18 protein-coding genes are annotated in these 26,459 nt (G+C 63.1%); 9 read left to right on the top strand and 9 right to left on the bottom strand.

What is annotated here, in order from left to right; genetic code table 11:
• Positions 1–84: 84 nt before the first annotated feature.
• Positions 85–1,035: a LysR family transcriptional regulator gene (locus KYT87_RS13820; RefSeq protein WP_219992477.1), complete on the bottom strand. Its 951-nt coding sequence runs from the start codon at positions 1,033–1,035 to the stop codon at positions 85–87.
• A gap of 120 nt (positions 1,036–1,155) precedes the next feature.
• Between KYT87_RS13820 and KYT87_RS13815 the strand changes: the two genes are divergently transcribed.
• Genes KYT87_RS13815 through KYT87_RS13805 form a run of 3 tightly spaced genes read left to right on the top strand, consistent with a single transcriptional unit; the run spans position 1,156 to position 4,369 of the window.
• Complete coding sequence (locus KYT87_RS13815; RefSeq protein WP_219992476.1) at positions 1,156–2,136, top strand: tripartite tricarboxylate transporter substrate binding protein; 981 nt, start codon at positions 1,156–1,158, stop codon at positions 2,134–2,136.
• 6 nt (positions 2,137–2,142) lie between these two features.
• Positions 2,143–3,624, top strand: a complete 1,482-nt coding sequence (locus KYT87_RS13810) for an amidohydrolase family protein (RefSeq protein WP_219992475.1) — start codon at positions 2,143–2,145, stop codon at positions 3,622–3,624.
• A 55-nt stretch (positions 3,625–3,679) separates the two neighbouring features.
• Entirely contained in the window at positions 3,680–4,369 is a 690-nt protein-coding gene (locus tag KYT87_RS13805) for an aspartate/glutamate racemase family protein (RefSeq protein ID WP_370638773.1), read from the top strand.
• 77 nt (positions 4,370–4,446) lie between these two features.
• Here the strand turns inward: KYT87_RS13805 and KYT87_RS13800 are convergent, their stop codons facing one another.
• From KYT87_RS13800 to proC, 7 genes are all read right to left on the bottom strand, one after another.
• Positions 4,447–5,148, bottom strand: coding sequence for an ABC transporter ATP-binding protein (locus KYT87_RS13800; RefSeq protein ID WP_046806297.1), 702 nt, complete (start codon positions 5,146–5,148; stop codon positions 4,447–4,449).
• Complete coding sequence (livG, locus tag KYT87_RS13795) at positions 5,148–5,915, bottom strand: high-affinity branched-chain amino acid ABC transporter ATP-binding protein LivG (RefSeq protein ID WP_046806298.1); 768 nt, start codon at positions 5,913–5,915, stop codon at positions 5,148–5,150. Before livG ends, KYT87_RS13800 begins: the two co-directional genes overlap by 1 nt.
• The gene (locus KYT87_RS13790; protein WP_162941207.1) at positions 5,912–7,147 is read right to left on the bottom strand and encodes a high-affinity branched-chain amino acid ABC transporter permease LivM; all 1,236 of its coding nucleotides are present in this window, start codon (positions 7,145–7,147) and stop codon (positions 5,912–5,914) included. Before KYT87_RS13790 ends, livG begins: the two co-directional genes overlap by 4 nt.
• Complete coding sequence (gene livH / locus KYT87_RS13785; RefSeq protein ID WP_050728699.1) at positions 7,147–8,073, bottom strand: high-affinity branched-chain amino acid ABC transporter permease LivH; 927 nt, start codon at positions 8,071–8,073, stop codon at positions 7,147–7,149. Before livH ends, KYT87_RS13790 begins: the two co-directional genes overlap by 1 nt.
• Before the next feature lie 190 nt (positions 8,074–8,263).
• Positions 8,264–9,379, bottom strand: a complete 1,116-nt coding sequence (locus KYT87_RS13780) for a high-affinity branched-chain amino acid ABC transporter substrate-binding protein (protein WP_104143925.1) — start codon at positions 9,377–9,379, stop codon at positions 8,264–8,266.
• 473 nt (positions 9,380–9,852) lie between these two features.
• Positions 9,853–10,407 carry a queuosine precursor transporter gene (locus tag KYT87_RS13775; RefSeq protein ID WP_046806301.1) on the bottom strand — a complete coding sequence of 185 codons (555 nt, stop codon included), beginning with the start codon at positions 10,405–10,407 and terminating at the stop codon, positions 9,853–9,855.
• On the bottom strand, positions 10,404–11,237 hold the full coding sequence (gene proC / locus KYT87_RS13770) for a pyrroline-5-carboxylate reductase (RefSeq protein ID WP_219992473.1): 834 nt from the start codon (positions 11,235–11,237) through the stop codon (positions 10,404–10,406). The genes KYT87_RS13775 and proC overlap by 4 nt, the downstream gene beginning before the upstream one ends.
• Positions 11,238–11,430: 193 nt before the next feature.
• On the opposite strand from proC, the gene ugpB reads away from it, so the two are divergent.
• From ugpB to KYT87_RS13750, 4 genes are all read left to right on the top strand, one after another.
• Positions 11,431–12,744 (top strand): sn-glycerol-3-phosphate ABC transporter substrate-binding protein UgpB, encoded by a 1,314-nt coding sequence (gene ugpB / locus KYT87_RS13765; RefSeq protein ID WP_046806303.1) that lies wholly within the window; start codon positions 11,431–11,433, stop codon positions 12,742–12,744.
• Between the two features lie 199 nt (positions 12,745–12,943).
• Positions 12,944–13,825 (top strand): sn-glycerol-3-phosphate ABC transporter permease UgpA, encoded by an 882-nt coding sequence (gene ugpA, locus KYT87_RS13760; protein ID WP_046806304.1) that lies wholly within the window; start codon positions 12,944–12,946, stop codon positions 13,823–13,825.
• Positions 13,826–13,846: 21 nt separating this feature from the next.
• Positions 13,847–14,698 (top strand): sn-glycerol-3-phosphate ABC transporter permease UgpE, encoded by an 852-nt coding sequence (gene ugpE / locus KYT87_RS13755; RefSeq protein ID WP_046806305.1) that lies wholly within the window; start codon positions 13,847–13,849, stop codon positions 14,696–14,698.
• 49 nt (positions 14,699–14,747) lie between these two features.
• Positions 14,748–15,836: a sn-glycerol-3-phosphate import ATP-binding protein UgpC gene (locus KYT87_RS13750; RefSeq protein WP_046806306.1), complete on the top strand. Its 1,089-nt coding sequence runs from the start codon at positions 14,748–14,750 to the stop codon at positions 15,834–15,836.
• Positions 15,837–16,003: 167 nt separating this feature from the next.
• On the opposite strand, the gene KYT87_RS13745 is transcribed toward KYT87_RS13750, so the two are convergent.
• Entirely contained in the window at positions 16,004–17,131 is a 1,128-nt protein-coding gene (locus KYT87_RS13745) for a branched-chain amino acid ABC transporter substrate-binding protein (RefSeq protein WP_046806307.1), read from the bottom strand.
• 371 nt (positions 17,132–17,502) lie between these two features.
• Here KYT87_RS13745 and KYT87_RS13740 point away from each other — a divergent pair, with 371 nt between their 5' ends.
• Both KYT87_RS13740 and KYT87_RS13735 read left to right on the top strand, forming a co-directional pair.
• Positions 17,503–18,099, top strand: coding sequence for an alpha/beta hydrolase (locus KYT87_RS13740; protein WP_120157478.1), 597 nt, complete (start codon positions 17,503–17,505; stop codon positions 18,097–18,099).
• 734 nt (positions 18,100–18,833) lie between these two features.
• The gene (locus KYT87_RS13735; protein ID WP_219992472.1) at positions 18,834–26,447 is read left to right on the top strand and encodes a type I polyketide synthase; all 7,614 of its coding nucleotides are present in this window, start codon (positions 18,834–18,836) and stop codon (positions 26,445–26,447) included.
• The last annotated feature ends 12 nt before the right edge of the window (positions 26,448–26,459 follow it).

Here is a 26,459-nt window from a genome sequence, read left to right as displayed (position 1 = left end):
CGTCCTGCGTACCGCGCCCTGCGAGCCCCGCACCGCGCCGGAAACACTCCGCGCTTGCTCTGAACCCGCCGACAACGGACGCATTCACTGCGTGTCGGCGGCGCTTTCCAGCTCCAGCGTTTTTTTCACCGCCGCCAAAAACCTGCGCGCCAGCAGCGGCGGCGCGCTCAGGTTCGAATGCGTGGCCCAGATTTCAACGCTGGCCTCGGGCGCGATCGGCCGCAACACCACGTTTGCGGACTGCTCGGGCGATACGCACCACGCGTCCACCAGCGCCGGCCCCAACCCCTGCTGTACGAACGAACACGCCGTCACCGGCGAATGCACTTCGATGGCGGCGGCATGGCGTGGCCCTGCGCCAAAAAAAGTGACCAGCGCTCGGCCCAGCGGCGTGTCGCGCGGATAGCCGATCCACGCGGCGGATGAAAAATCCTCGGGATGCACCACCTTGTGGCTGGCCAGCGGGTGCGCGGCGGGCATCACGCACACCACGGGAACACGCGCCAGCCGCACCGACGTCAAATTGGGATGATCGGGCGGCTGCATGGAAATGCCGATGTCCGCCTGGCCCGACAAAAAGTACGCCGCCAGTTCGTCGAACGTCACGCTGCGGTAGTCCACCCGGGCGTCCGCATTACGGCCGCGAAAGCGCTCAAGCGCCATCGGAATCAGCCGCTGCCCAAAGCTGGCGCTGGCCACGATCTTCAACATGCCCGCGCCGGATTGGCCCAGGCTGGCGGCAAGGTCGTTCACGCGCTGGATGCCGCCATACACCTGCTCTACTTCCGCATACAGCCGCCGCGCTTCAGCCGTGGGCGACAAGCGGCTTTTGACGCGTTCAAACAAGCGATAGCCCAGCCGGCATTCCGTCAGCGCCAGCACGCGGCTGACGGCCGGCTGCGACACATGCAGCATGCGGCCCGCGCCGCTGATCGAGCCGGCCATCATGATCGCCCGGAAGACCTCGATCTGACGCAGGTTCAACGGCCGCCCCGCGCTGGGTCCGACCTCGTCCGCATAGCCGTCCGCATCCATTTTTTCTTCCCCTTATCGATAACGGCGGATTATAGGATTGCCACATTTTTCGATGATGCAGCGCCGCAACGCGGGTGTAATCTGCGCCCGTCACCACAACAAAACAAGGGGAATACCACCATGCATCGTCAATTTATCCGCGGCCTGTCCGCGCTGGCCGTCAGCGCCACACTGGTGGCCACCGCATCGGCCGCCAACGGCTATCCCGACAAGCCCATCACGTTCGTCGTGCCGTCCGCCGCCGGCGGTTCGCCCGATGTGCTGTCGCGCCTGATCACCACCCAGATCGCCAAGGACACCGGCGCCACGATGGTGATCGAAAACCGTCCTGGCGCGGCCGGCAACATCGGCATTGCGCTGGTCAAGCGCGCCGCCCCGGACGGCTACACGGTGGGCTACGGCAACATCAACACGCTGGCGGTTAACCGCTCGCTGTTCAAGCGCCTGCCCTACGACGTCGACCAGGACTTGACGCCGGTCGCGCATATGTTCGACCTGTACAACGCGCTGATCGTGCCGGCCGAATCGCCCGTCAAAAGCGTGCAAGACCTGATCGACCGCGCCCGCAAGGAACCGGGCCGCTTGTCGTATGGCGCGTCGGGCGTGGGCACCACCGGCCACATGGGCGGCGAACTGTTCAAGAGCATGGCCAAGCTGGACGTCATGTTCATCCCGTACAACGGCGGCCCCGCCGCCATTCAGGACTTGCTGGGCGGTCGCCTGGACTACCTGTTCGTCAACACGTCCGAAGCCGCACCGCTGGTCAAGAGCGGCAAGGTGCGAGCCATCGGCGTCAGCAGCCTGAAGCGCCTGGCGCTGATGCCTGATGTGCCCACGCTGGACGAATCCGGCCTGAAGGGCTATGAAACGGTGGCCTGGGGCGGCGTGGTCGCGCCCAAGGGCACGCCGGCCGACGTCGTTACCAAGCTGAACGCCGCCATCCAGAAAGCCCTGGCCGCACCCGACGTGCGCACCGGCCTGGCCACGCTGGGCGCCGAACCGGCAACGGGCTCGCCGGAAGAGTTCAAGCAGTTGATCGACCGTGAAACCGCCAAGTGGCAGAAGATCATCGACACTGCCGGCATCGAGAAACTGGACTAAGCCTTCATGACGCAGCACACCTTGCAGGCAGACTTCATCGTGGCCGGCGCCACGCTTATCGACGGTTCGGGCGCGCCCGCCCGCCAGGGCGACGTGGCCGTGCTGGGCGAACGCATCGTGGCCGTGGGCAGTTTTGCCCACCCTGCGGGGGTGCCGGTCATCGATGGCCGGGGCCAGGTGCTGGCGCCCGGCTTCATCGATTCCCACACCCACGATGACGGCTACCTGCTGGCGCACCCCGACATGCTGCCCAAGGTGTCGCAGGGCATCACCACGGTGGTGACCGGCAACTGCGGCATCAGCCTGGCGCCGTTGGAATGCGACAGCATTCCCCAACCGCTGGACCTGCTGGGGCCGCCCGAGCTGTTCCGCTTTGGTACGTTTCGCGCGTGGATGGACGCCTTGCGCGACACGCCCGCCGCCGTGAACGTCATTGCGCTGGTGGGCCACACCACCTTGCGCGTGGCCGTCATGGACGACACCTCGCGCCCCGCCGACGACGCTGAGCGCGCCGCCATGCGGGCGCTGCTGCAAGAAGCGCTGGAAGCGGGCGCCTTCGGCGTGTCGACGGGAACGTTCTATCCGCCCGCCAGCGCCGCGCCCACCGACGAAATCATCGACGTGTGCCGGCCTTTGCTTCCCGCTCATAACGCGGGCCGGCGCGGCCTGTACGCCACCCACCTGCGCGACGAGGCCGACCATATCGTGCCCGCCATGCAAGAGGCGCTGCTGATCGGCCGTGAACTGGACTGCCGCGTGGTCTTCTCGCACCACAAGCTGGCCGGCGAACGCAACCATGGCCGCACGCGCGAAACGCTGGACCTGATCAACCGCGCCGCGGCCAATCAGCCCGTTTGCCTGGACTGCCATCCCTACCCCGCCACGTCCACGATGCTGCGCCTGGACCGCGCGCGGCTGGCCAGCCGCACGATGATCACGTGGTCCAAAGGCTACCCCGACGCCACGGGCCGTGACTTCAGCGACGTCATGCAAGAGCTGGGCCTGGACGATGAGGCCGCCGTGGCGCGCCTGGCTCCCGCTGGCGCCATCTACTTTTTGATGGACCCAGCCGACGTCAACCGCATTTTTGCGCATCCGCTGACGATGGTCGGTTCGGACGGCCTGCCGTTCGATCCGCACCCGCACCCCCGCCAATGGGGCACCTTCACCAATGTGCTGCGCACGATGGTGCGCGAACAACAGCTACTGTCGCTGGAAGCCGCCATCCACAAGATGACCGGCCTGGCGGCTGACCAATATGGCATCGCCGAACGCGGTCTGCTGCGCCAGGGGTATCATGCTGACCTGGTGCTGTTCGATCCTGCCACGGTAACGGATGTGGCCACGTTTTCAGCTCCCATTCAGGCAAGCCAGGGCATCCACGCGGTGTGGGTCAATGGCCGCCAGGTGTGGGATGGGGAACGGACCACCACGCAACGCCCGGGCCAGGTTTTGACGCCCGGTGATGCCTTAGCCCGGAGTGTATAAAGTGAAGACGTTTTCCCAGGGATGCTACCTGGGTGTATTGGGCGGTATGGGTCCCATGGCCGGCGCGGCCTTTGCCCTACGCCTGGCGGCGCTGACGCCCGCCGCGATTGACCAGCAGCACATCCCCACGCTGCTGCGCAACGATCCCCGCATTCCCGACCGGTCCAGCGCCTACATGGCCGGCGGCGAAAGCCCCCTGCCCCATATGGTCGAAGGCGTGCGCTTTCTGGAACAGGCGGGCGCCCAACTGATCGCCATCCCCTGCAACACGGCGCATCTCTGGTACCACGACATCGCGGCCGCTACCGGCGTACCGGTGCTGCACATCATCCAGGCCGTCATCGACGACCTGCGCCGCCTGGGCTTGCCCGGCGGGCGTATCGGGCTGATGGGCACGGCTGCTACGTTGAAGCTGGGCCTGTACCAGAAGCACTTGCTGGCGCAAGGCTACGAGTGCATCGTGCCGGATGACGACGAGGTCGAACGCTATTGCATGGGTTCGATTCGCGCCGTCAAAGGCAACCGCCTGGAAGACGCGTTCGCGCCCGCCGCGGAATGCATCGCCCGCCTGAAAGCGCGCGGCGCCGACGCCGTGGTGCTGGGCTGCACTGAACTGCCGCTGGCCGTGCCGCACGCGCTGCGCGCCAGTCTGGGCGTGACGCTGACGGACTCCATCGACGCCTTGGCGCGCGCCGCCATCGCGCACTACGAAGCGGATCTGGCCAAGCAGCTGATCGCGGCCTGACCGAAACGGGCGGAAAAAAAAGCGCATCTTTCGATGCGCCCGAATTTCCCTTCGCGGGGAATGTGTCAACGCGGTTCTTATCCGCCCAGGTACGCCTTGCGGACTTGATCGTTGACCAGCAAATTGGCGCCCGTGTCTTGCAACACGACGCGGCCGTTTTCAAGCACATAACCGCGATCGGCCACGCCAAGCGCCTTGTTCGCGTTCTGCTCCACCAGGAATACCGTCACGCCCTGCTCGCGGATTTCGCGGATGATGTCGAAAATCTGCGCAATCACCAGCGGCGCGAGCCCCAGCGTGGGCTCGTCCAGCAGCAGCAGGCGCGGGCGCGTCATCAGCGCGCGGCCGATCGCCAGCATCTGCTGCTCGCCGCCCGACATCAGCCCGGCGCGCTGGGCCGAACGCTCTTTCAAACGCGGGAACAGGCCGTAGACGTGATCGATGCCCTCTTCGATTTCAGCGCGCTTGGAAAAAAAGCCGCCCATCATCAGGTTTTCAGCAACGGTCAGGTCCTTGAACACGCGCCGGCCTTCAGGCGAAATGGCGATGCCATTGCGCATGATGTGGTGCGTGTCCTTGTGGGTGATGTCCTCTCCTTCGAACGTGATCTTGCCTTCACGCGCGCGCGGGTTGCCGCAGACCGTCATCAACAGCGTCGTCTTGCCGGCACCGTTAGCGCCGATCAAGGTGACGATTTCGCCCTTGTTGACCTCTACCGACACGCCGTTCAACGCCTGGATGGCCCCGTAAAAGGTGTGTATGTTTTCCAGCTTAAGCATCATTCCTCCCCCAGGTACGCTTTGATGACGCGCTCGTCGTTGCGCACCTGCTCGGGGGTGCCGGTGGTGATCGGCTTGCCGTGTTCCATGACCAGGATACGGTCGGAAATGCCCATGATCAGGCTCATGTCGTGCTCGATCAGCAGCACCGCCACGCCGAACTCGCGGCGCAGCTGGTCGATCAGCGATTGCAGATCGCGCTTTTCCTGCGGGTTCAGGCCGGCTGCCGGTTCGTCCAGCATCAGCAAACGCGGCTTGGTGATCATGCAGCGCGCGATTTCCAGACGGCGCTGGTGGCCATAGGCCAGGTTGCCCGCTTCGCGGTTGGCGAATTCGCGCAAACCCATGAAATCCAGCCACTGCGCCGCGCGCGACAGCGCTTCGGCTTCCGACTGTCGATAGCCCTTGAGCTTCAACAAGCCCGGCAGCAGCCGCGATTCCACCTGCGTGTGCTGCGCCACCAGCAGGTTTTCCAGCACGGTCAGCTGCTTGAAGAGGCGCACGTTCTGAAACGTGCGCACCAGGCCATGGCGCGCCACCTTGTGGCTGGGCAGACCGGTGATCGGCTTGCCGTCCATGATGATGTCGCCGGCCGTGGGCGCATAGAAGCCGCCCACGCAGTTGAACACGGTGGTCTTGCCGGCCCCGTTGGGGCCGATGATGGCGAAGACCTCGTCGGATTGGACTTCGAACCCCACGCTGTCCACGGCCAACAGGCCGCCGAACCGCATGGTGAGCCCGGATACTTTCAGCAATGCCTCGCTCATTTAGACAGCTCCACGTGGGGACGCTTCATGGGCAACAACCCCTGCGGACGCCACATCATCATCAACACCATCACCAAGCCGAACATCAGCATCCGGTACTCGGCGAACTCGCGCGCCAGCTCGGGCAGCACGGTCAGCAGGATGGCCGCCAGAATCACACCCACCTGCGAGCCCATGCCGCCCAGCACCACAATGGCCAGGATCAACGCGGATTCGATGAAGGTGAAGGATTCCGGGTTCACCATGCCTTGGCGAGCGGCGAAAAACGCCCCGCCAAAACCGGCGAACGTCGCGCCCAGCGTGAAGGCAGACAGCTTGATGCGCGTGGGGTTGAGCCCCAGCGAGCGGCACGCGATTTCGTCTTCGCGCAGCGCTTCCCAGGCACGTCCGACCGGCATGCGGATCAAACGCGTGGAAACGAACAACGTAATCAGGGCCAGCAGCAGCGCCATCATGTACAGATAGATGACCATGTGCTGGTTCTGGAACGTCAGGCCGAAAAAGTCGTGGAACGTGGTGCCGCCTTCGGTGCTGGCGCGACGCGTCATTTCCAGGCCGAACACCGTGGGCTTCGGAATGCCGGAAATGCCGTCCGGGCCGCCGGTCAGCGTGTTCAGGTTGATGAGCAGCAGGCGGATCATTTCACCGAAACCCAGCGTCACGATGGCCAGGTAATCGCCCCGCAACCGCAGCACCGGAAAGCCCAGCACGAAGCCGAACAAGGCCGCCATCGCGCCCGAGAACGGCAGCGCTTCCCAGAAGCTCCAGCCGCCCCAGTGATACAGCAAGGCGTAGGTGTACGCGCCCACGGCATAAAAGCCCACGAAGCCCAGATCCAGCAGCCCCGCAAAGCCCACCACGATGTTCAGGCCCAGGCCCAACATCACGTAGATCAGCACCAGGGTCGCGATGTCGACCGAGCTGCGTCCCGCGAAGAATGGCCAGATGACCGCGATGGCAAGCAGCAACAGCGCCAGCCCCTTGTGGCTCTTGGCGGGCGCCGACGGCAGTGTCGGCAGGCCCGTCTTGAGCTTCTGGAACGGAATGGCGATCCACGGGCGCAGCATCTGGAACACAAACACCACGGCCGCGGCAAGGGCCACCAGGCCCCAGTGCGATTCCATCGACGTGCGCGCACCCTGACGAATCAGTTGCAGGCCAAACACCGGGGTAACGATGACCGCCGTCAGCACGGCCGCCATCGTGGCGTTTTTAATATTGTTTTTGGACATCAGACTTTTTCCACCTCAGGTTTGCCCAACAGCCCGGTGGGACGGAACAACAGAATCAGGACCAGCAGCGAAAACGCCACGATGTCCTTGTACTGTGACGAGATATAGGCAGCCGCGAAGGTCTCGGCCAGGCCCAGCAGCACGCCGCCCAGCATCGCGCCGGGGATGCTGCCGATGCCGCCCAGCACCGCCGCCGTAAAGGCCTTGATGCCGGCCAGAAAGCCGATGAACGGGTTGAGCTTGCCGATGGTGATGGCGATCAGCACACCACCCACCGCCGCCAGGATCGCGCCCATCACGAACGTGAACGAGATCACGCGGTTGGTGTCGATGCCCAGCAGGTTGGCCATGTGCATGTCTTGCGAGCAGGCGCGCGAAGCGCGGCCCATGCGCGAATACTTGATGAACAGCGTCAGGCCGATCATCAGCACCACCGTCACGACGATGATCATGATGCGCGAATACGGCACCGTCACGTCGAAGTCGGATCCCATGTGGAACTGCACGGCGCCGGATACCAGCGACGGCACGGCCATGTCGCGCGCGCCTTGGCCCAGGGCCACCCAGTTCTGCAGGAAGATCGACATCCCGATTGCCGAGATCAGCGCCACCAGGCGGGGGCTGCCTCGTACGGGGCGGTACGCCACGCGTTCGACCGAGAAGCCGTAGATGCCGGTCACGGTAATGGCCACAAGCAGCATGGCGGCAATGATGAACGGCACCGGCAGCCCGCTATTGGTGCCGATGGACGTCAAGGTGACCAGGCCGACATAGGCGCCGATCATATAGATTTCGCCGTGGGCGAAGTTGATCATACCGATGATGCCGTAGACCATTGTGTAGCCGATGGCGATCAACGCGTAGATCGCGCCCAGAGACAATCCGTTGAAGAATTGCTGGGTAAGTTGGGGTATGAGGTCAGACATTATTCTCTTGCTCCAAATGGTTCCGGCCCCGGTGAGAAGACCCGGAGCCGGAAACCTGGGCGTATTTTATAAGGGCCTGTGGTCACCGCTTGCCGGCCGCACAGCGCTTTTGGCGCATCGCTACGCGGATTACGGCACAACGAAGACGACAGGCCCTACACGCCGGCACCGTGCCGGCGGGATCGCGAGTTTACAGCTGGGTCTTCTTTCCGTCCTTGTCCCACTTGTAGACGGCGAATTCGAAGTTCTTCAAATCGCCCTTGGCGTCGTATTCGACCTTGCCGATGCCGGTATTGAACGTGGTCTTGTGCATGTAGTCCGCGACCTTGGCGGGATCTTCGCCCACGGCGTTGATGCTGTCGGCCAGGATCTGCACGGCGGCGTACGCGGGCATCTGGAAGGCGCCGTCCGGATCGCGCTTGGCGTCCTTGAAGGCCTTGACGATGCTTTCGTTGCCGGGCAGCTTGGTGAAGTCAGCCGGCAGCGTGACCAAGAGGCCGTCGATGGCCGGGCCGGCAATCGCCACCAGATCCTGGTTGGCCGTGCCTTCCGGACCCATGTACTGAACCTTCAGGCCTTGTTCACGCGACTGGCGCAGCAGCAGGCCCAGTTCGGGGTGGTAGCCGCCGAAGTAGACCAGGTCCACGCCCGCCGACTTCAGCTTGGTGATGATGGCCGAGTAGTCGCTGTCGCCAACGTTGATACCTTCGAACAGCGCCACGTTGACGTTCTGCTTGGCCAGCGCGTCCTTCACTTGCGTGGCCACGCCCGAGCCGTACGTCTGCTTGTCGTGCAGCACGGCAACCTTCTGCGGCTTCAGCGTCTTGGCGATGTACGCGGCGGCGTACGGGCCTTGCTGGTCGTCGCGGCCGATCGTGCGGAAGAAGAAATGCGGCTTGATGGTGTCGGTAACCAGCGGCGACGTGGCGCCCGGGGTGATGCCGACAATGCCCTCTTCCTCGTAGACCTTCACGGCGGCCACGGTCACGCCCGAGCAAGCGTGGGCCACGGCGAACTTGGCGCCGGAGTTGACCACGCGGTTGGCGGCCGGAACGGCCTGCTTGGGTTCGCAACCGTCGTCGATCAGGATGGGTTCAAGCTTCTTGCCCTTGACCCCGCCCTTGGCGTTGATGGTTTCAATGGCGGTCAGGGCGCCGGCCTGGATCTGGTCACCGTATTGGGTGTTGGGGCCGGTCATAGGCTGGGGAATGCCAATCTTGATCGTGTCGGCGGCGTGCGCGGCGCCAGCCAAGGCAAGTGCCCCAAGCGCCATGGCAACCGGGGTAAGGCGATTCAGAAACTTCATGCGGAGTTCTCCAGCGAGGTTTTGAGCGGCTCTGATCGAAACGGTTAGTCGGGTGGATACCCCGCAATCCGTATCGCGCGTCGCCGGCTTCTTGGGCAAAAACACGGTGTGGGCGGTATTCTGGAAGCAAGCCGCCATACTGTCACTGCGTGTAATCCCCAATATTTAGCGCCAAACGTTTAATCGTGACGGATCAGTTTTGCAAGCCCCTGAAATCGCTGGGAAAATCGCGGAATTTACAGGCGGGATGGGGGCTGCTTCGCGCCACCGCTGCCACCCGCGGATATATGAATAATCATTAATACAGCGTTCGAATTACGGGCGGTCTCGCATTTAAATACACTGCTTACGCCGGACTTACGAATAATGATTATTCGGTTAATAAAAAAGCGCGTATGGCAAGCGGAGAAACCGCTGTCCATACGCGCTTTTTTTGGCACGGCGAACCGACGTTGCGATCCGGGCCGTTACCTTCAGGCGTTGGCGGGCCTGGCCAGGTTCCACATCAGTGCACGGAACGGCGCCAACATGCTGATATTGACCACGAGCTTGATGGCCAGATCGCCCATCAGCCAGGTCGTCCAGGGCGCACCCGTGGCGGCGAACGCCACGCTGAAGAACACCACCGTATCCAGAATGGCGCCCAACACGCCCGACACCAGCGGCGCACGCCACCAGCGTTGGTCGCGCAGGCGGTCAAACACCTGGATGTCAACCAGCTGCGCGCAGATGTAAGCCAGGCCGGACGCCAGCGCAATGCGCGGCGAGGCCACCCAGAACGACACCACCAATGCGGCCGCAAAGCCGAACCAGACCACGCGCCGCGCGGCGCCCGGGCCAAAACGGCGGTTCAGTACGTCGGTCACCAGGAAGGCGATGGGGTACGACAGCCCGCCCCACGTCAACCAATCGTTAAGCGGCACCTGCACCAGAATGTTGGAGCCCACCACCACCAGCAGCATGCACAACACGGCGATGCCGAATTGCGTGCGGCTCATGGCGGGAAAGCCCCGGCTTGCCTTGATCATTTCCCAAATTCCTCTGCCAGCTCGCCCGACCGGCGGGCCGCGGCGGCCATGGCGTCTTCAACGATGCCGGTAAACCCGGCCGCGCCGAATGCCGCCAGCGCCGCCGCCGTGGTGCCGCCCTTGGACGTGACGCGCTCGCGCAGCACGGACAAGGGTTCGTCAGATTCCGCCGCAAGCTTGGTGGCGCCGGCCAGCGTGCCCAAGGCCAACTGCTTGGCTTGGGCTTCGGTCAGACCGACCTTCAACCCGCCGGACACCAGCGCTTCCAGGAACAAGAACACATAGGCCGGCCCGCTGCCCGACAACGCGGTCACGCCGTCCAGCGCGGCGTCGTCGGCCACCCACACCACCTGCCCCACGCTGGACAGCAACTGCGCAGCCAGTTCGCGGTCGGCCTCACCCACGCCGTCCAGCGCGGCCAGGCCCGTCATGCCGGCGCCCACCAGCGCGGGCGTATTGGGCATGCAGCGCACCAGCCGCTTGAACGGCGCGTCGGGCGTGCCGAGCCAGCCGGCCAGGGTGTCGGCGCGAATGCCGGCGGCAACGCTTACCACCAAGGTGTCGTCCCGAAGCCACTGACGTGTGGAAGCCACAACATCTTTCATGTTCTGTGGCTTGACCGCGAACACCCAAACGCGGCACCGCGCCAGGGCCTCGTCGGGAGCCACCGCGGTGGTCATGCCGCGCGCCTGCCACGCTGCGTGGCTATCCTTATTAATGTCAATGACATGGATGTTCCCGGCGGGGCATACTTTGCCGGCCAGACCGGAGGCCAAAGCGGCCGCCATATTGCCGCCGCCAATGAACGCAATCGAAAGTTCGTTTTTCATAGCGCAGCATTGTAATCGGTCAACTACGTTGGGGAAAAAAAAGAAAATGTTCGTTCGCGCCTGAAACGCGCAATTTGACAGGCGTTTGGAGTGATGTGAAAGTCACGGTTTTGTCACAAACAATTCATAAGGTGTCGTGTTTTCCGTGTCCGGACTACCCGGTCACAACACGCCCATCAGGAGGAACTTCACCATGCGATCACACCGTATTGCTTTAACCTTCGCCGCCGTCATGGCTGCGTTCGCGGGCGCGTCCGCGCATGCCGCCACCGAGATCCAGTTCTGGCACTCGATGGAAGGCGCCCTGGGCGACCGCGTCAACGGTCTGGTTGACGAGTTCAACAAGAAGAACCCTGACTACCAGGTCAAGGCGATCTACAAGGGCAACTACGGCGAATCCATGAATGCCGGCATCGCCGCGTTCCGCGCCGGCAATGCGCCGGACATCCTCCAAGTGTTCGAAGTCGGCACCGCCACGATGATGTACGCCAAGGGCGCCATCAAGCCGGTCCAACAGATGTCGGAAGAAGTCGGCAACCCGATCGACCCGAAGGAATTCATCGGCGCCGTGGCCGGCTACTACTCGTCGGCCGACGGCAAGCTGGTGTCGATGCCCTTCAACAGCTCGACGGTTGTCTTCTACTACAACAAGGACGCCTTCAAGAAGGCCGGCCTGGACGCCGACAAGCCGCCCAAGACCTGGGAAGAGCTGGCCGCCGCCGGTCAGAAGCTCAAGGCCGCCGGCCAGGAATGTGGCTACACCACGTCGTGGCCGTCGTGGGTTCAACTGGAAACGTTCTCGGCCTGGCATAACGTGCCGTACGCCACCAAGGACAACGGTTTCGGTGGCCTGGACGCCCGCATCGCGATCAACACCCCGCTGCACGTGCGCCATCTGGAAAACCTGGCCAAGCTGGGCAAGGAAGGCATCTTCATGTACGGCGGTCGCGGCGACGAGCCGAACTCGCTGTTCATCAGCGGCAAGTGCGCCATGATCACCGGTTCGTCGGGCCTGCGCGCCAACATCGCCAAGAACGCCAAGTTCGAATTCGGCACTTCCACCGTGCCCTACTACGCCGACGTGCAAGGCGCCCCGCAGAACACCATCATCGGCGGCGCTTCGCTGTGGGTCTTCGCCAACAAGAAGCCGGAAACCTACAAGGGCGTGACCGCGTTCTTCAAGTTCCTGGCCAGCCCGGAAATCGCCGCTCGCTGGCACCAGCAGACCGGCTACGTGCCGGTCACCAAGGCCGCCTACGAACTGACCAAGAAAGACGGCTTCTATGAAAAGAACCCGGGTACCGAAGTTGGCGTCAAGCAGCTGAACGTTGAAACCACCGCGCAATCGCGTGGTTTGCGCCTGGGCTTCCTGCCGCAGATCCGCGAAATCGAAGACGCTGAAATCGAACGCATCGTGTCCGGCAAGGTTGCGGCCAAGGACGGCGCCGAGAACATCGTCAAGCGCGGCAACGAGTTGCTGGAAAAGTTCGAGAAGAGTGTAAAGTAGCGCCCTTTCCGGGATTCCGTCAGTCGATTGCCTTCGCGCATTTCTCAAGCGTGACAATGACTTAACGGCCAATCCGGATACGAGCGCAAGGCTTAAAGCCCTGGTTTTTTTAGGGCTTTAAGCCTATCGTATTTTTATGAAAGCGGTTTCAAGCGGCGGTTAATCCAACCGCCGCTTTTCTGTACCTTGGGTACCCCCTATGGAAAAACGCGTTGTATTCGGGCATAAGACCCTGCCCTATCTGCTGCTTCTGCCGCAGCTGATCATTACCGTGGTCTTCTTTTTCCTGCCCGCCGGACAAGCCATGTGGCAGTCCATGCGGTTGGAAGACGCCTTCGGTTTGTCGTCCGAGTTCGTCGGCCTCGACAACTTCATGGAACTGTTCTCGCAACAGGCCTACCTTGATTCCTTCCGTGTCACCGCCGTGTTCTCGGTGCTGGTGGCCGTTGTCGGTCTGGGCGTGTCCTTGCTGCTGGCCGTCATGGCCGACCGCGTGATCCGCGGCGCGGGGCTCTACAAGACCCTTCTGATCTGGCCTTACGCCGTGGCGCCCGCCGTGGTCGGCGTGCTGTGGCTGTTCATGTTTTCGCCTTCCGTGGGCATTCTGGCTGTCGCGCTGCGCAAGTCCGGCGTGGACTGGAACCCGCGCCTGGACGGCAACCAGGCCATGATGCTGGTGCTTGTCGCCGCCGTCTGGAAGCAGATCTCGTACAACTTCCTGTTCTTCCTGGCAGGCCTGCAATCGATTCCGCGCTCGCTCATCGAAGCCGCCGCGATCGACGGCGCCAGCCCGGCGCGCCGCTTCTGGAGCATCGTGTTCCCGCTGCTGTCGCCCACCACGTTCTTCCTGCTGGTGGTCAACATCATCTATGCCTTCTTCGACACCTTCGCCGTTGTGGACACCACGACGCAGGGCGGTCCCGGCACGTCGACCTCGATCCTGGTCTACAAGGTGTACAGCGACGGCTTCCGTGGTCTGGACCTGGGTTCGTCCGCTGCCCAGTCGGTCATCTTGATGTTCATTGTGGTTGCCTTGACGGTCGTACAGTTCCGCTACGTCGACCGCAAAGTGCAGTATTGATTTTGTTCGAGGCTAATAACAATGGTTGAACGCCGTCCCTGGCTGGATATTCTGGCCCACTTCATTCTGCTCTGCGGCGTGGCGATGGTGGCATTTCCGCTTTACATCACTTTCGTCGCGTCCACGCAGACTGCTCAGGAAGTGGCGCAAGCGCCGATGTCGCTGATTCCCGGCCCGCACTTTGTCGATAACTACATGCAGGCGCTGTTCGGCGGCTCGTCCGGCGGTTCGTCGGGCGCGCCCGTCGGCCGCATGATGTACGTCAGCCTGATCATGGCGCTGTCGATTTCCATCGGCAAGATCGCGATCTCGCTGCTGTCGGCTTTCGCGGTCGTGTACTTCCGCTTCCCCGGCCGCATGTTCTTTTTCTGGATGATCTTCGTCACGCTGATGCTGCCCGTCGAAGTCCGGATCGCGCCCACCTACAAAGTGGTCGCAGACCTGGGGCTGCTCAATAGCTACGCCGGTCTGACGTTGCCGCTGATCGCCTCGGCCACCGCCACTTTCCTGTTCCGCCAGTTCTTCCTGACGGTGCCGGACGAGCTCATCGAAGCCGCGCGCATCGACGGCGCGGGCCCCGTGCGGTTCTTCTTCGACGTCCTGCTGCCGCTGTCCAAGACCAGCATCGCCGCCCTGTTCGTGATCCAGTTCATCTACGGCTGGAACCAATACCTGTGGCCGCTGCTCATCACCACGCAGGAAGACATGTACCCCGTCGTCATCGGCATCAAGCGGATGATCAGCGGCGGCGACAGCGTGACCGAATGGAACATCACCATGGCCACCGCCATGCTGGCCATGATTCCGCCGGCGCTCGTCGTCATCCTGATGCAGAAATGGTTCGTCAAGGGTCTGGTCGACACTGAAAAGTGACGCTTGCCCGCCCTCGCCTACCCGAACACGACTCCGAACACGAATAAACATGGCTACTCTCAGCTTCCGTAACGTCAAGAAAACCTATGCCGGTAATGTGCCGGTCATCCATGGCATCGACATGGATGTCAAAGACGGCGAATTCATCGTCATCGTCGGCCCGTCCGGCTGCGGCAAATCCACGCTGATGCGCATGGTGGCCGGCCTGGAAACCGTGACCAGCGGCGACATCGTCATCGACGACAAGGTCGTCAACAACCTGGAACCCGCCGAACGCGACATCGCGATGGTGTTCCAGAACTACGCGCTCTACCCGCACATGACCGTGTTTGAAAACATGGCCTATGGCTTGAAGATCCGCAAGTTCTCCAAGGACGAGATCAAAAAGCGCGTGGACATCGCCGCGCAGATTCTTGAACTGGGCCACCTGCTGGACCGCCGTCCCCGCGCGCTGTCCGGCGGCCAGCGCCAACGCGTGGCCATGGGCCGCGCCATCGTGCGTGAACCCAAGGTGTTCCTGTTTGACGAACCGTTGTCGAACCTGGATGCCAAGCTGCGCGTGGCGATGCGCCTTGAAATCATGAAGCTGCACCGCCGCCTGGGCACGACCAGCCTGTACGTGACGCACGATCAGGTCGAAGCCATGACTTTGGCGCACCGCATGATCGTCATGTACCAAGGCGTGCCCGAGCAGATCGGCACGCCGATGGAAGTGTTCGAAAAGCCCGCCTCGACGTTCGTGGCCGGCTTCATCGGCTCGCCCCCGATGAACTTGATGGAAGTACAGGTGGCAGGCGACGGTACCGTGCAGACGGCCGACGGCACGCCGCTGGAAATCTCGCCGCTGCAAGTGCCCTCGCAAGTGCGCGGCCGCAAGATCATCATGGGCATGCGTCCGGAGCACATGCTGCTGAACACGCAAGGCGTGCCGGCCGAGGTTGAAATGGTCGAGACACTGGGTTCGGAACAGCTGGTGCACTGCCGCTGCGGCAAGACCACGCTGGTCGTGCGCTGCACGACGCGCCAATTGTCGGAGTCGTCCGCCAAGGTGGGCAACCGCGTCAACGTCGGCCCGGACGGCCGCCACCCGCTGCACTGGTTCGAAGCCGACACCGGTCGCCGCGTACAGGGCCTCTAAGCCTATCGGCGGGCGCGCCCCCGGCCGGCCATCCGGCCGCCGCGTTCCCCCGCCTGCCCGGCAATAAAAAAACGGACCGCGCGCCTTATGGCTTGCGGTCCGTTTTCTTATGCAGCGGCGGGCTTGCGCCCGCCCGCGCATGACTTCCCGGTATTACTTGCCGGGTATTACTTATAGACGGTCTTGGAACCGTCCTTGTGCCAGGTGAAGACCTCGAACTGGAAGTTCGTCAGGTCGCCCTGCTTGTTCCACGACACCTTGCCGATCGGCGTGTCGAAGGAATTGGCGTGCAGGTACTTGGCAACCTTGGTCGGGTCGTCGCTACCGGCGCCCTTGATGCCGTCGGCAATGACCTGGGTGGCCGTGTAAGCCGTCATCTGGAACGCGCCACCCGCGTTGCGCTTCTTGGCTTCAAACGCCTTGACGATGTCTGCGTTGGCGGCGTTCTGGGTGAAGTCGGCCGGCAGGGTCAGCAACATGCCTTCGACGGCATCGCCGGCAATGGCGTTGATGTCCGGGTTGCCCGCGCCTTCCGGACCCATCCACTTGGCCTTCACGCCTTGCTCGGCGGCCTGGCGCAGCAACAGCCCCATTTCGGGGTGGTAGCCGCCGTAGTAGACGAAGTCCACGCCTTGGGCCTTGAGCTTGGTGATGACAGCCGAGTAGTCGCTGTCGCCGGCATTGACGCCTTCGAAAATCGCGACGGGCACGCCGCCCTTTTCCAGGTCGTTCTTGACGGCGGTGGCGATGCCCTGGCCATACGACTGCTTGTCGTGCAGCACGGCGGCCTTCTTGGGTTTGATCTTTTCCAGCACGAACTTGGCGGCGGCGGGACCTTGCTGGTCATCGCGGCCGATGGTGCGGAAGATGAACTCGTAGTTCTTGCCGTCAGTGACCGCGGGCGCCGTGGCCGACGGCGTCACCATGACCACGCCTTCGTTGTTATAGATATCAGCGGCAGCGATGGTCGCGCCCGAGCACACGTGGCCCACCACGAAACCGATCTTGCTGTTCACGACGCGGTTCGCGGCAACCGGGCCTTGCTTGGGCTCGCAGCCGTCGTCGATCACCACGGCTTCCAGCTTCTTGCCGTTGACGCCGCCTGCGGCGTTGATGCGTTCAATGGCGGTATCCACCCCTTCGCGGACCATGTCGCCATATTGCGTAACGGCGCCCGTGGTGGGGCCGACCACGCCGATCTTGATGGTTTGCGCGTGCGCTCCCGCGGCAAACGTCAGGCCAGCGGCGACTCCCAGCGCCGCGATGACCGGGGTCAGACGAAATACTGGCTTCATGAGTGGACTCCTTTAATCGCTTTAATCATTGGTTTTCGTAGCGGGCGGACGCCGGATACCAATAAGTTCACGCCCCGCCACGGTGCTTTTGCACGGCAAGCATACACCGAAAAAATGCGGCTTTTATGCCCATCCGGCCCGACTTCCGGCGGGGTCCGGGCGCGGTGGTGCCGCATCGTGCAAAGCCTTCTTCGATACGCGGCGCCTGCTTCAGCCCGGGCAACGTTTGATAGAAAGGGCTGCCTTCCGGTAGGGCTACGTCGGACAGGCAGGCCGCATTCCGGGCTGGCCTGGCCTTATACCCGGTGCGGTATATGCAAAAGACGATATATTCGTTTGAGTTACAAGCGCCGCGCGGCAAGATGGCCGCCATGAGACTCCAACCGATCATCGTCCCCGGATGGAAAAACTCCGGACCCGAGCACTGGCAATCCCGCTGGGCAGCCACGCTGCCCCATGCCGTGCGCATCGAACAACGCGACTGGGAAAACCCGTCGCCCGCCGAATGGGTGTCCACGCTGGCCGCCGAAGTCGACCGCGCGCGCAGCCCCGTCCTGCTGGTCGCCCACAGCCTGGGCTGCCTGATCAGCGCCTCCCTGCCCATCCCCCTGCGCGCCAAAGTCGCCGGCGCGCTGCTGGTCGCCCCGGCCGACGTCGAACGCCCCGACGCCCCCGCCTGCCTGCGCGCCTTCGCACCTATCCCCCGCCAACCCCTGCCCTTTCAAAGCGTGGTTGTGGCCAGCGACGACGACCCCTACTGCCGATTGGAACGCGCGCGCAAGTTTGCCGAGGATTGGGGCAGCCGGGTCGTGGTGCTTTCGGGTGCGGGGCATATCAACGCGGAAAGCGGGCTGGAGGAATGGCCGCAGGGGTTGAAGATATTTGGGGCGCTGAGACGCCGGGCGTCCTGGAGGATCCCGACGCCGGCGAAGAGAATCCCGCCGGTGCCGGCGTGTGGGATATTTTGAACTTGCCCTTTGTGGACGTCTTGACGCGCGCTAGCCAGCGCGCGTTTTTATTTCCGCCGGGCAATGAGCGCTGGCCAAGCTAGGCAGTAACAGCGCCACACAATGAACTATTGCGAAAGTGACGGGCACGAATTCTATTGCCGCAAATTTTTGCAATGAAAGAAGCGTTTTGATTAATCTTGCTCCAGGAAAGTTACAAACGGTTGATATGCTACGGCTAATCAAGCGGGGCGTAGCGTGGGCGGAATTAGGAGGAGGCATGGGGCAAATATTGCCTGCGCCCGGAGTCAGCAGCGCATGAGCGGGTAACATGCCGTCGCATGCGGCGTCTGTATCGCCGCCATACAGTAAAATCATTCCGTTTAAATCAAATTGTTTCCGCGGTGCTCCAGACCATGCCGACGCGTCCTTATCGGATCACAAGAAAATGCATGCTTGCACTGTGGGACTTCAATACCAAGTAATGACGACAAATAGCGTTTTGGTGGTGCGCCGGCAGCCGCGCCAATGCAGTGTCCAGCGGATGAGGGGCGCCGTCCTCGCGATGGCAGCACAACGGAGAAGCAGCAGCTCGGGCCACTTTGGCCCTGCGTGACCTTCGCGTCCAGATCCAGTCGATCTGATGTACGGGCGGTCTATCGCTCCTTTCGAGCTATCAGCGCCCCTGCTCTCCCTGCGGCATCGCCGCATTCTCAAATTCCCGTCGTCTAGCGGCCGGGATAGAAGGACACTGCATGGCTAAGCGCGTCGCCATAATCGGACATTCGTTCCGATTCCCCAGCACCACGACCGACAACTACTGGACGGATTTGCTTGCGGGTCGCGATCTGGTCACGGAAGTTGCCGCGGACCGTTGGTCAGCGGATGCCTATTTGCATCGCGGCAAGGATCATCCAGGCACGGCCTACACGTTTGCCGCTGGCTCAATCGGCGACGTGGCCGGGTTCGACGCCGAGTTCTTCGGCATTTCACCTCGCGAAGCCGCGCTCATGGACCCGCAGCAACGCTTGCTGCTGGAAATGACTTGGGAGGCCATTGAACAGGCAGGCGTGCGCCCGTCATCCTTGCGGGGGTCGAATTGTGGCGTCTATATCGGTATCGCAAGCACTGATTACGCTTATCGGCTTGCTGAAGACCTGGGCGCCATAGACGCTTCAACCGCCACCGGCAACACCGCCAGCATCGCCGCCAACCGCCTCTCATACTTTTTCGACCTGCGCGGCCCCAGCATCGCCATGGACACGGCATGCTCGTCTTCACTCGTGGCATTTCATCAAGCCTGTCGCGCCATCGTATCCGGCGAATGCGGTCAAGCTCTGGCGGGCGGCGTCAGTTTGCACCTGCACCCCTATGGATTCATTACCTTCTCCAAGGCGTCGATGCTGTCGCCGCGCGGCCGCTGCAACGTGTTCGACGCAGCTGGCGACGGCTATGTCAGGTCCGAAGGCGGCGGCATTTTTCTGCTGAAAGACCTGGACCAAGCAATTGCCGACGGCGATAACATTCTGGCCGTAGTTGCGGGATCCGCGGTCAACACAGATGGCCGCAAACCAGGCCTGACCGTGCCCAGCGCCGACGCGCAAGCCGCCTTGATGCGCCAAGCCTACGAGCGGGCCGGCATCTCGCCCACGCAGATCGACTACCTGGAAGCGCACGGCACCGGTACCGCCGTGGGGGACCCGATCGAAACCCGCGCTATCGGCGCCGCCCTTGCGCAACAACGCAGCAAGGATGCCCCGCTGCCTATTGGCTCGGTCAAGAGCAATGTGGGACACCTGGAAGCCGCCTCCGGCGTAGCCGGCTTGGTCAAGGCTATGTATGTATTGCGGCACCGCGTCGTACCCGCCACGATCGGAATCAAGACCCTTAACCCGAAGATCGAATTTCAAGACTGGAACCTTGACGTCGTCACGCAGAATCGCAAGCTGCGCTCGACGGGCTCACTGGTCGTCGGAGTGAACTCCTTTGGTTTTGGTGGCGCCAACGCGCACGTAATTTTGCAGAGCCCGCCCGATTGCAGCCCGACCACCGAAAAGAAGATGGCCAAGACCGCGCCCATTCCGGTGATCGTGTCTGGCAAGTCAGGCCTGGCACTCAGAGCCGCCGCCCGCCAGATGGCCGACGCGCTGCGCGATCAACCCGCGCGTTTTTTGTACAACGCCGCCTACCACGCCGCGATGCGGCGCGACTGGCATCCTGAACGCGCCGTGGTCTTCGGCACGCAGGGCAACGCGGTCGCCGACCAGCTCCAGCGGTTTGCCGATGGCGTCGACGCGCATCACGGCGTCGTAGCGGGTACAGCGCTTGATCGCGCCTGCGGTCCCGTAATGGTCTATGCCGGCAATGGATCGCAGTGGGCCAACATGGGTAGCCGCTTGTTGGCAGATCCGGTGTTCGCCACGGCAATCGACGAAGTCGACGCGTTGTTCTCGCAGTATGCGGATTTCTCGCTGCGCCAGGAATTGGCGGGCGCAAACGGCGACGACCGCTACCAGCGCACTGAAATTGCGCAACCTGCTTTGTTCGCCCTTCAAGTCGGCATCACGCGCATGTTGGCGCAACGCGGCGTCGTGCCGTCGGCCGTTGTGGGCCATAGCGTTGGAGAAGTCGCCGCGGCATGGGCGTGCGGGGCGCTGAGCCTGCCCGATGCGGTATGTGTGATTTTTCAGCGCAGCCGCTTGCAAGGCCAGACCAAGGGCAACGGCCGCATGACCGCGCTGGGCATCAGCGGAGAAGAGGCACAGGCGTTGATCGCCTTGAGTGGCCTGCGCGACAGCGTTGACGTGGCCGGATTCAACAGCAGCCGCGGCTCAACCGTTGCCGGAGCTCCAGAGGGCCTTGACGCACTGGAGCGCTCGGTCGCCGAGCAAGCGATGTTCTTCCGCCGCCTGGATCTGGACTACGCTTTTCACAGCCCCGCGATGGATCCCATCGAGGCCGGCATTCGGGAATCGCTGACACAAATACAGCCCCGATCCAGCCGCGTACCGTTTTATTCCGCCGTCACCGGTGCAACTTTGGCTGGCGAACAACTGGACGCCGGCTATTGGTGGCGTAATGTGCGTGAACCCGTTCGTTTCGAACAGGCCGCCAATGCACTGACTGCGGACGGCTACAACGTTTTTCTGGAGGTCGGCCCGCATCCGGTGCTGCGTTCTTATCTGAACGATGCCTTCAAAACGGCTGGAATCGAGGGTCGCGCGCTTGCTACATCAACGCGCGGTGGAGACGACCCCGACAAAATCTGGACTGCGGCAGGCCAAGTCATCATCGGTGGTGGTCAGATTGATCTTCAATCGCTGTTTCCTTGGACGGGCCCCCAGGTCGAGTTGCCCACCTACCCGTGGCAGCGTGAACGCCATTGGCATCCCACTACGCCGGAATCATTAGGCCTGCTGTCGCGGCGGTTCTCGCATCCGTTGCTCGGCTACCGTATGCCGCAACACGAACACACATGGGAAAACCGCCTGGATACGCAGTCGCACCCGACGCTGGCGGACCACGTCGTGGGAGACGCCGTGGTCTTTCCCGGCACCGGCTTTGTCGAGATTGGCGTGGCGGCTGCCTTGCAGTGGCATGCGGCAGACTGCGCTGAGCTTGAAGAGCTTGAGATCCACGCCCCGTTACTGCTAAATGCCTCGCCCAGTAAATTGACGCGCCTGATGCTGGACGATTCCGACGGCCGGTTCCGTATCACCGCTAAAGAGGCCAACAGCACTGAGCCTTGGGTGACACACGCCAGCGGGCGCTTGCTACGCGAGCCCGGGCTGACGCGGCTGTCGAGTGCCGGGCTTAGCTTGCCCAGCCGCCCCCCCGAGTTCACCGGCGCGTCGCACGACGCGCTGACACGCGCCGTCGGCCTGGATTACGGCGCTGCGTTTCGCGCCGTGTCCCATGGCTGGCAGGAATCCGACAATAGCGTGCTAGCCGTACTCCAGCCCGACAACAGCCTGACCGGTGAACTTTCCAGCACCCACCTGCACCCGGCACTGCTGGACTGCGCATTTCAACTGATCATCCAGCTGTTACGCAACGACCCCGCCATGTGCCGGGGCATCGCGTTCGTGCCTTCCAAGATTGGGCGATTGACCCTGCGCGCAAACGCCGGCCAACCCACAGCCGCCCGCGCACGGCTTGAACGTCGCGCTCCGCATTCGCTGACCGCCTGCTTCGAGCTGTTCAACGAGGCTGGTGAACCCATCGCCATTGTCGAGCAGGCGCGGTTTCGCAGCATTCGTTTACGCAAGCCTGCGGCGGACCAACTTAGCTTTCTGAATGCCGTCGCCACGCCGCGCCCCCATGCCCCGTTTGGCCCCAACCCCCTTGACCATGCGGCATTGCGTGCGGCGTTGGCCGACGCAATTGCCGTTGATGGCAGCCAGGACGCCCACGCCCGCTACGCGCAAGAGGTGGACCCGCTGTTGGACAGCCTGTGCGATGGGTTCTCGTTGGACGCGCTGCGCGAGCTTGCGCCCGATGGCCGTTTGCTGCCGCAAAGCCTCATCACAGAGCTGCACCGGCTGGCGCCGGAGAGCCGGCTGCTTCTACAACACAGCATCGGCCGCTTGACCGGCGCAGGCTGCGCCCAAGCCGGTCCCGCCGGCGTCCAGCTATCCGCGCCAGCCAGCACCGAAAGCGGATCCGCCGATATCTGGAACACATTGCTGCGCGAGTATCCCGACTACTCACCAATCGTGCATGCCGTTGGGCGCGTTGGCCTGCACTTGCCCGCCTTGCTGCGCGGCGAAGCCAAGCTGCAGGACATCTGTCCGCGTGCGACCACGCCTGCAACTATCCTGCGCAGCGCGCTTGGTGCGGCAAGCAGCCAACGCCTGGGATCTGCCTTGCAGGCGGCGCTGGCGCAGGCACAATCGCGCCGCCTGCCCGGGCAGCGCGTGGCCGTTATCGAAATCGGCCAGGCCGCGCCTCTGTTCTGGTCCAGCTGCTGCAACGCACTGGACTTCAACGTGGCCGACTATTGCTTTGCATCGAACGACCGCGACGTGCTCGAGCAAGTTGCCCATCAGCAGTCCGAGCGCTATCCGAATACGCGGACGCAGTTTGTTGGCGACGGCCAGGATATCGCGCTCGCCCACTGCGATCTGGCTATCTTCCATTGCGACTTCGACACGCTGGAAGCCGCACGGGCGGCGCTGCGGCACGCTCGTGCCAGTTTGCGGCCCGACGGCATCCTTTTGCTGTGCGGCGCCCACCCAGCGACGTGGGGGGATTTCGTCTTTGGCGCGTCCCCAAGCTGGTGGCAAGCCGGCGAAAATGGCGAGCAATTGTCTACACAACAATCCGCTGCCTTCTGGATCGAAGAGCTCCGAACCGCGGGCCTGAGCTGCGATAGCCCGCTTGCTTTCTCTGAATCGTTCGCCACGGGCGCGTATCTGCTGACGGCCCGGCTGCTTTCCGACGAGACTGCCGCGCCGTTGCCAGCCGCGCCGGCCAGCGCGGCCAACTGGCTGATTCTGGCGGACCACAATGTAGAGAGTGGCGCCGGGCTGGCCCAGGCGTTGATGGCGAGCCTGACCGACGCAGGTCATCATGTGCGCATCGCCGCCGGCATCGACGCCGATGCCCTGGACGACCTGCTACGTGACGAGGCCGCCGGCGCCGTAGACCATATCGTGCACTTGGACGGCTTGGCTTGGGCCGACGCCAATGAAACACCCCGCGAACTGCTGTCCAAGCAGACGCGCCGCTGCCACGTGGCAGCCTCGGTCGTCCGGGCTTGCGAACGCAGCAGAACAAGCGCAACGCTGTGGCTAATCACCGCCGACGTCGCTCAATACCTGCTTGGCTCACCTACGCCAGAAGCAGGCATGCACGCGCTGAACGACGCCGCGCTATGGGGCTACGGCCGTACGCTGGCCAACGAGGCGTCCAGCTTCCGCATCCGCATGGTCGATTTGCCCTTGTTGCAAGCGGGACAACTGGCTGCCGCGTTAACGCGCGAACTGACTTGGACCGATGGCGAGGACGAAATCATTCTGGACGGCAACGGCGCTCGGTTTGTGCCGCGATTGCAGCAAGTCGCGCGTCCAGCGCCCGCTTCACCCAACGCCGATGCGTCGCGGGCCGTACGACTGGGCTTTGAATTTCCCGGCCAATTGCGCAACCTGCGTTGGGAATCCTGCCCGGGGCCGATGCCTGCGGCCGACGAACTTGAAGTTCGCATCGAAGCCACCGGCCTGAACTTCCGTGACGTCATGTACGCCCTGGGCCTGTTATCGGACGAGGCCATCGAAAACGGCTTTGCCGGACCCACATTGGGCCTGGAATTCTCGGGCACGGTCACCCGCGTGGGTGCCGACGTGGACGGCTATGCCGTTGGCGACGCCGTCGTGGGCTTCGGACCCGCCAGCTTCGGCGACCGCGTGCTGACCAAGCCCAGCGCCATTTCCCATATCCCGGACGGATTCTCGTTCGAAGCGGCCGCCACCATCCCCAGCACCTTCTTCACGGTCTACTACGCGCTGCACCACCTTGCGCGGCTGGAAGAAGGCGAGAAGATCCTGATCCATGGGGCCGCAGGCGGCGTCGGCATCGCCGCCATCCAGTTTGCGCAATGGCTGGGCGCGGAAATCTACGCCACCGCGGGCTCAGACGAAAAGCGCGACTTGCTGCGCCTTTTGGGCGTGCGCCACATCTATGACTCGCGCTCGTTGTCCTATGCCGACGAAATACTGGCCGACACAGACGGCCGGGGCGTCGACGTCGTATTGAATTCCCTTGCCGGCGAAGCCATCAACCGCAACCTGCGGGTGCTGAAACCCTTTGGCCGCTTCCTGGAACTAGGCAAGCGCGACTTCTACGAAAACACCCGCATCGGCTTACGCCCGTTCCGCAACAACATCAGCTACTTCGGCATCGACGCCGATCAGTTGATGAACGAACGGCCGGACCTGACGCAACGCCTGTTCGCGGAGATGATGGCGCTGTTCCGCCAGGGCGCGTTGCACCCCCTGCCCTATACCGTGTTTGACGCCAACGACATCGTCGATGCGTTCCGCTATATGCAGCAGGCGCGCCAGATCGGCAAGATTGTCATCACCTATCGCAATGGCATCAGCGGCATCCACACGCCCGCCGCCCCGCAACGCGCCGGCCTGACACTGCCCGCCGACGCCACCTACCTTGTCACCGGCGGCTTGGGCGGTTTCGGCCTGCGCACCGCCCAGTGGTTGGCCGACAAGGGCGCCCGCAACCTTATCTTGATCAGCCGCAGCGGCCCCACCACCGACACCGCGCAAGCCGCAATCGCGGCCCTACAAGCCCAAGGCGTGCGCGTGCATGCCGCCGCCTGCGACGTCACCGACCGCAAGGCCCTGGCCCGCTTGCTGGAGGACACGGCAAGCACGTTGCCGCCCCTGAAGGGCATCGTCCACGCGGCCGTCGTCATCGACGATGGCCTGGCCCGCAGCGCCACGCCCGAACAAATTGAACGCACGCTTGCCGCTAAGGTGCTGGGCGCCCAGCACTTGCACGAGCTGACGCGCAAGCTGCCGTTGGACCTGTTCATCTTCTATTCGTCGGCCACCACCTTGTTCGGCAACCCCGGACAAAGCAATTACGTGGCTGCCAACACCTGGCTGGAGCGCCTGGCCGCCCAGCGCCGCACTGAAGGCCTTCCCGCCACCTGCGTGCGCTGGGGCGCCATCGATGACGTCGGATTCCTGGCACGCAATCAGAAGATCAAGGACGCCCTGCAAGGACGCATGGGTGGCGGCGCGCTGGCATCGCAAGTGGCCTTGGACGCTCTGGAAGACATGCTTGTGTCGGACGCCTCTGGGCTAGGTGTGCTGGAGTTGGACTGGCGCGCGCTTAGCCGCTTTCTGCCCACGGCGGGCCTGCCTAAATTCTCGGATCTTGCCCGTCGATCCGGCAACAGCACGGACGAAGAAGGCGGTGCCGACGACATAGCGCAGATGCTCGCCACCCTGGACGAAAGCACGCTGCACGATCGCTTTACCGAAATGCTCAAGATGGAAATCGGCGAAATCCTGCGCGTATCGCCTGACAAAATCGAAGCCACGCGTTCCGTCTACGACATGGGCCTGGATTCGCTGATGGGCGTTGAGCTGGTGGTTGCACTGGAAAGCCGCTTCGGCATCCGCCTTCCTGTGATGGCGCTAAACGAAAGCCCTACGCCGGCCAAGCTGGCAGAGCGGTTGGCTCTGCTGCTACGTAATGAAGATCACGAACCTTGCGACACCGTGGCAGCCAGCGTCCAACAAGCCGCGGCGAGCCACGCAATTGACGTGTCTTCCAGCACCGTTTCCGCCCTGGTCGGCGAGATAAAAATGAACGGCAGTCAGCCCATTCAACGCATGATTCAGTAGGTCGGATTTAAT

It is taken from the genome of Achromobacter sp. ES-001, assembly GCF_019448355.1.
In the GTDB taxonomy this organism is placed as follows: domain Bacteria; phylum Pseudomonadota; class Gammaproteobacteria; order Burkholderiales; family Burkholderiaceae_B; genus Achromobacter; species Achromobacter spanius_B.
This window is presented reverse-complemented; position numbering and strand designations above follow the sequence as displayed.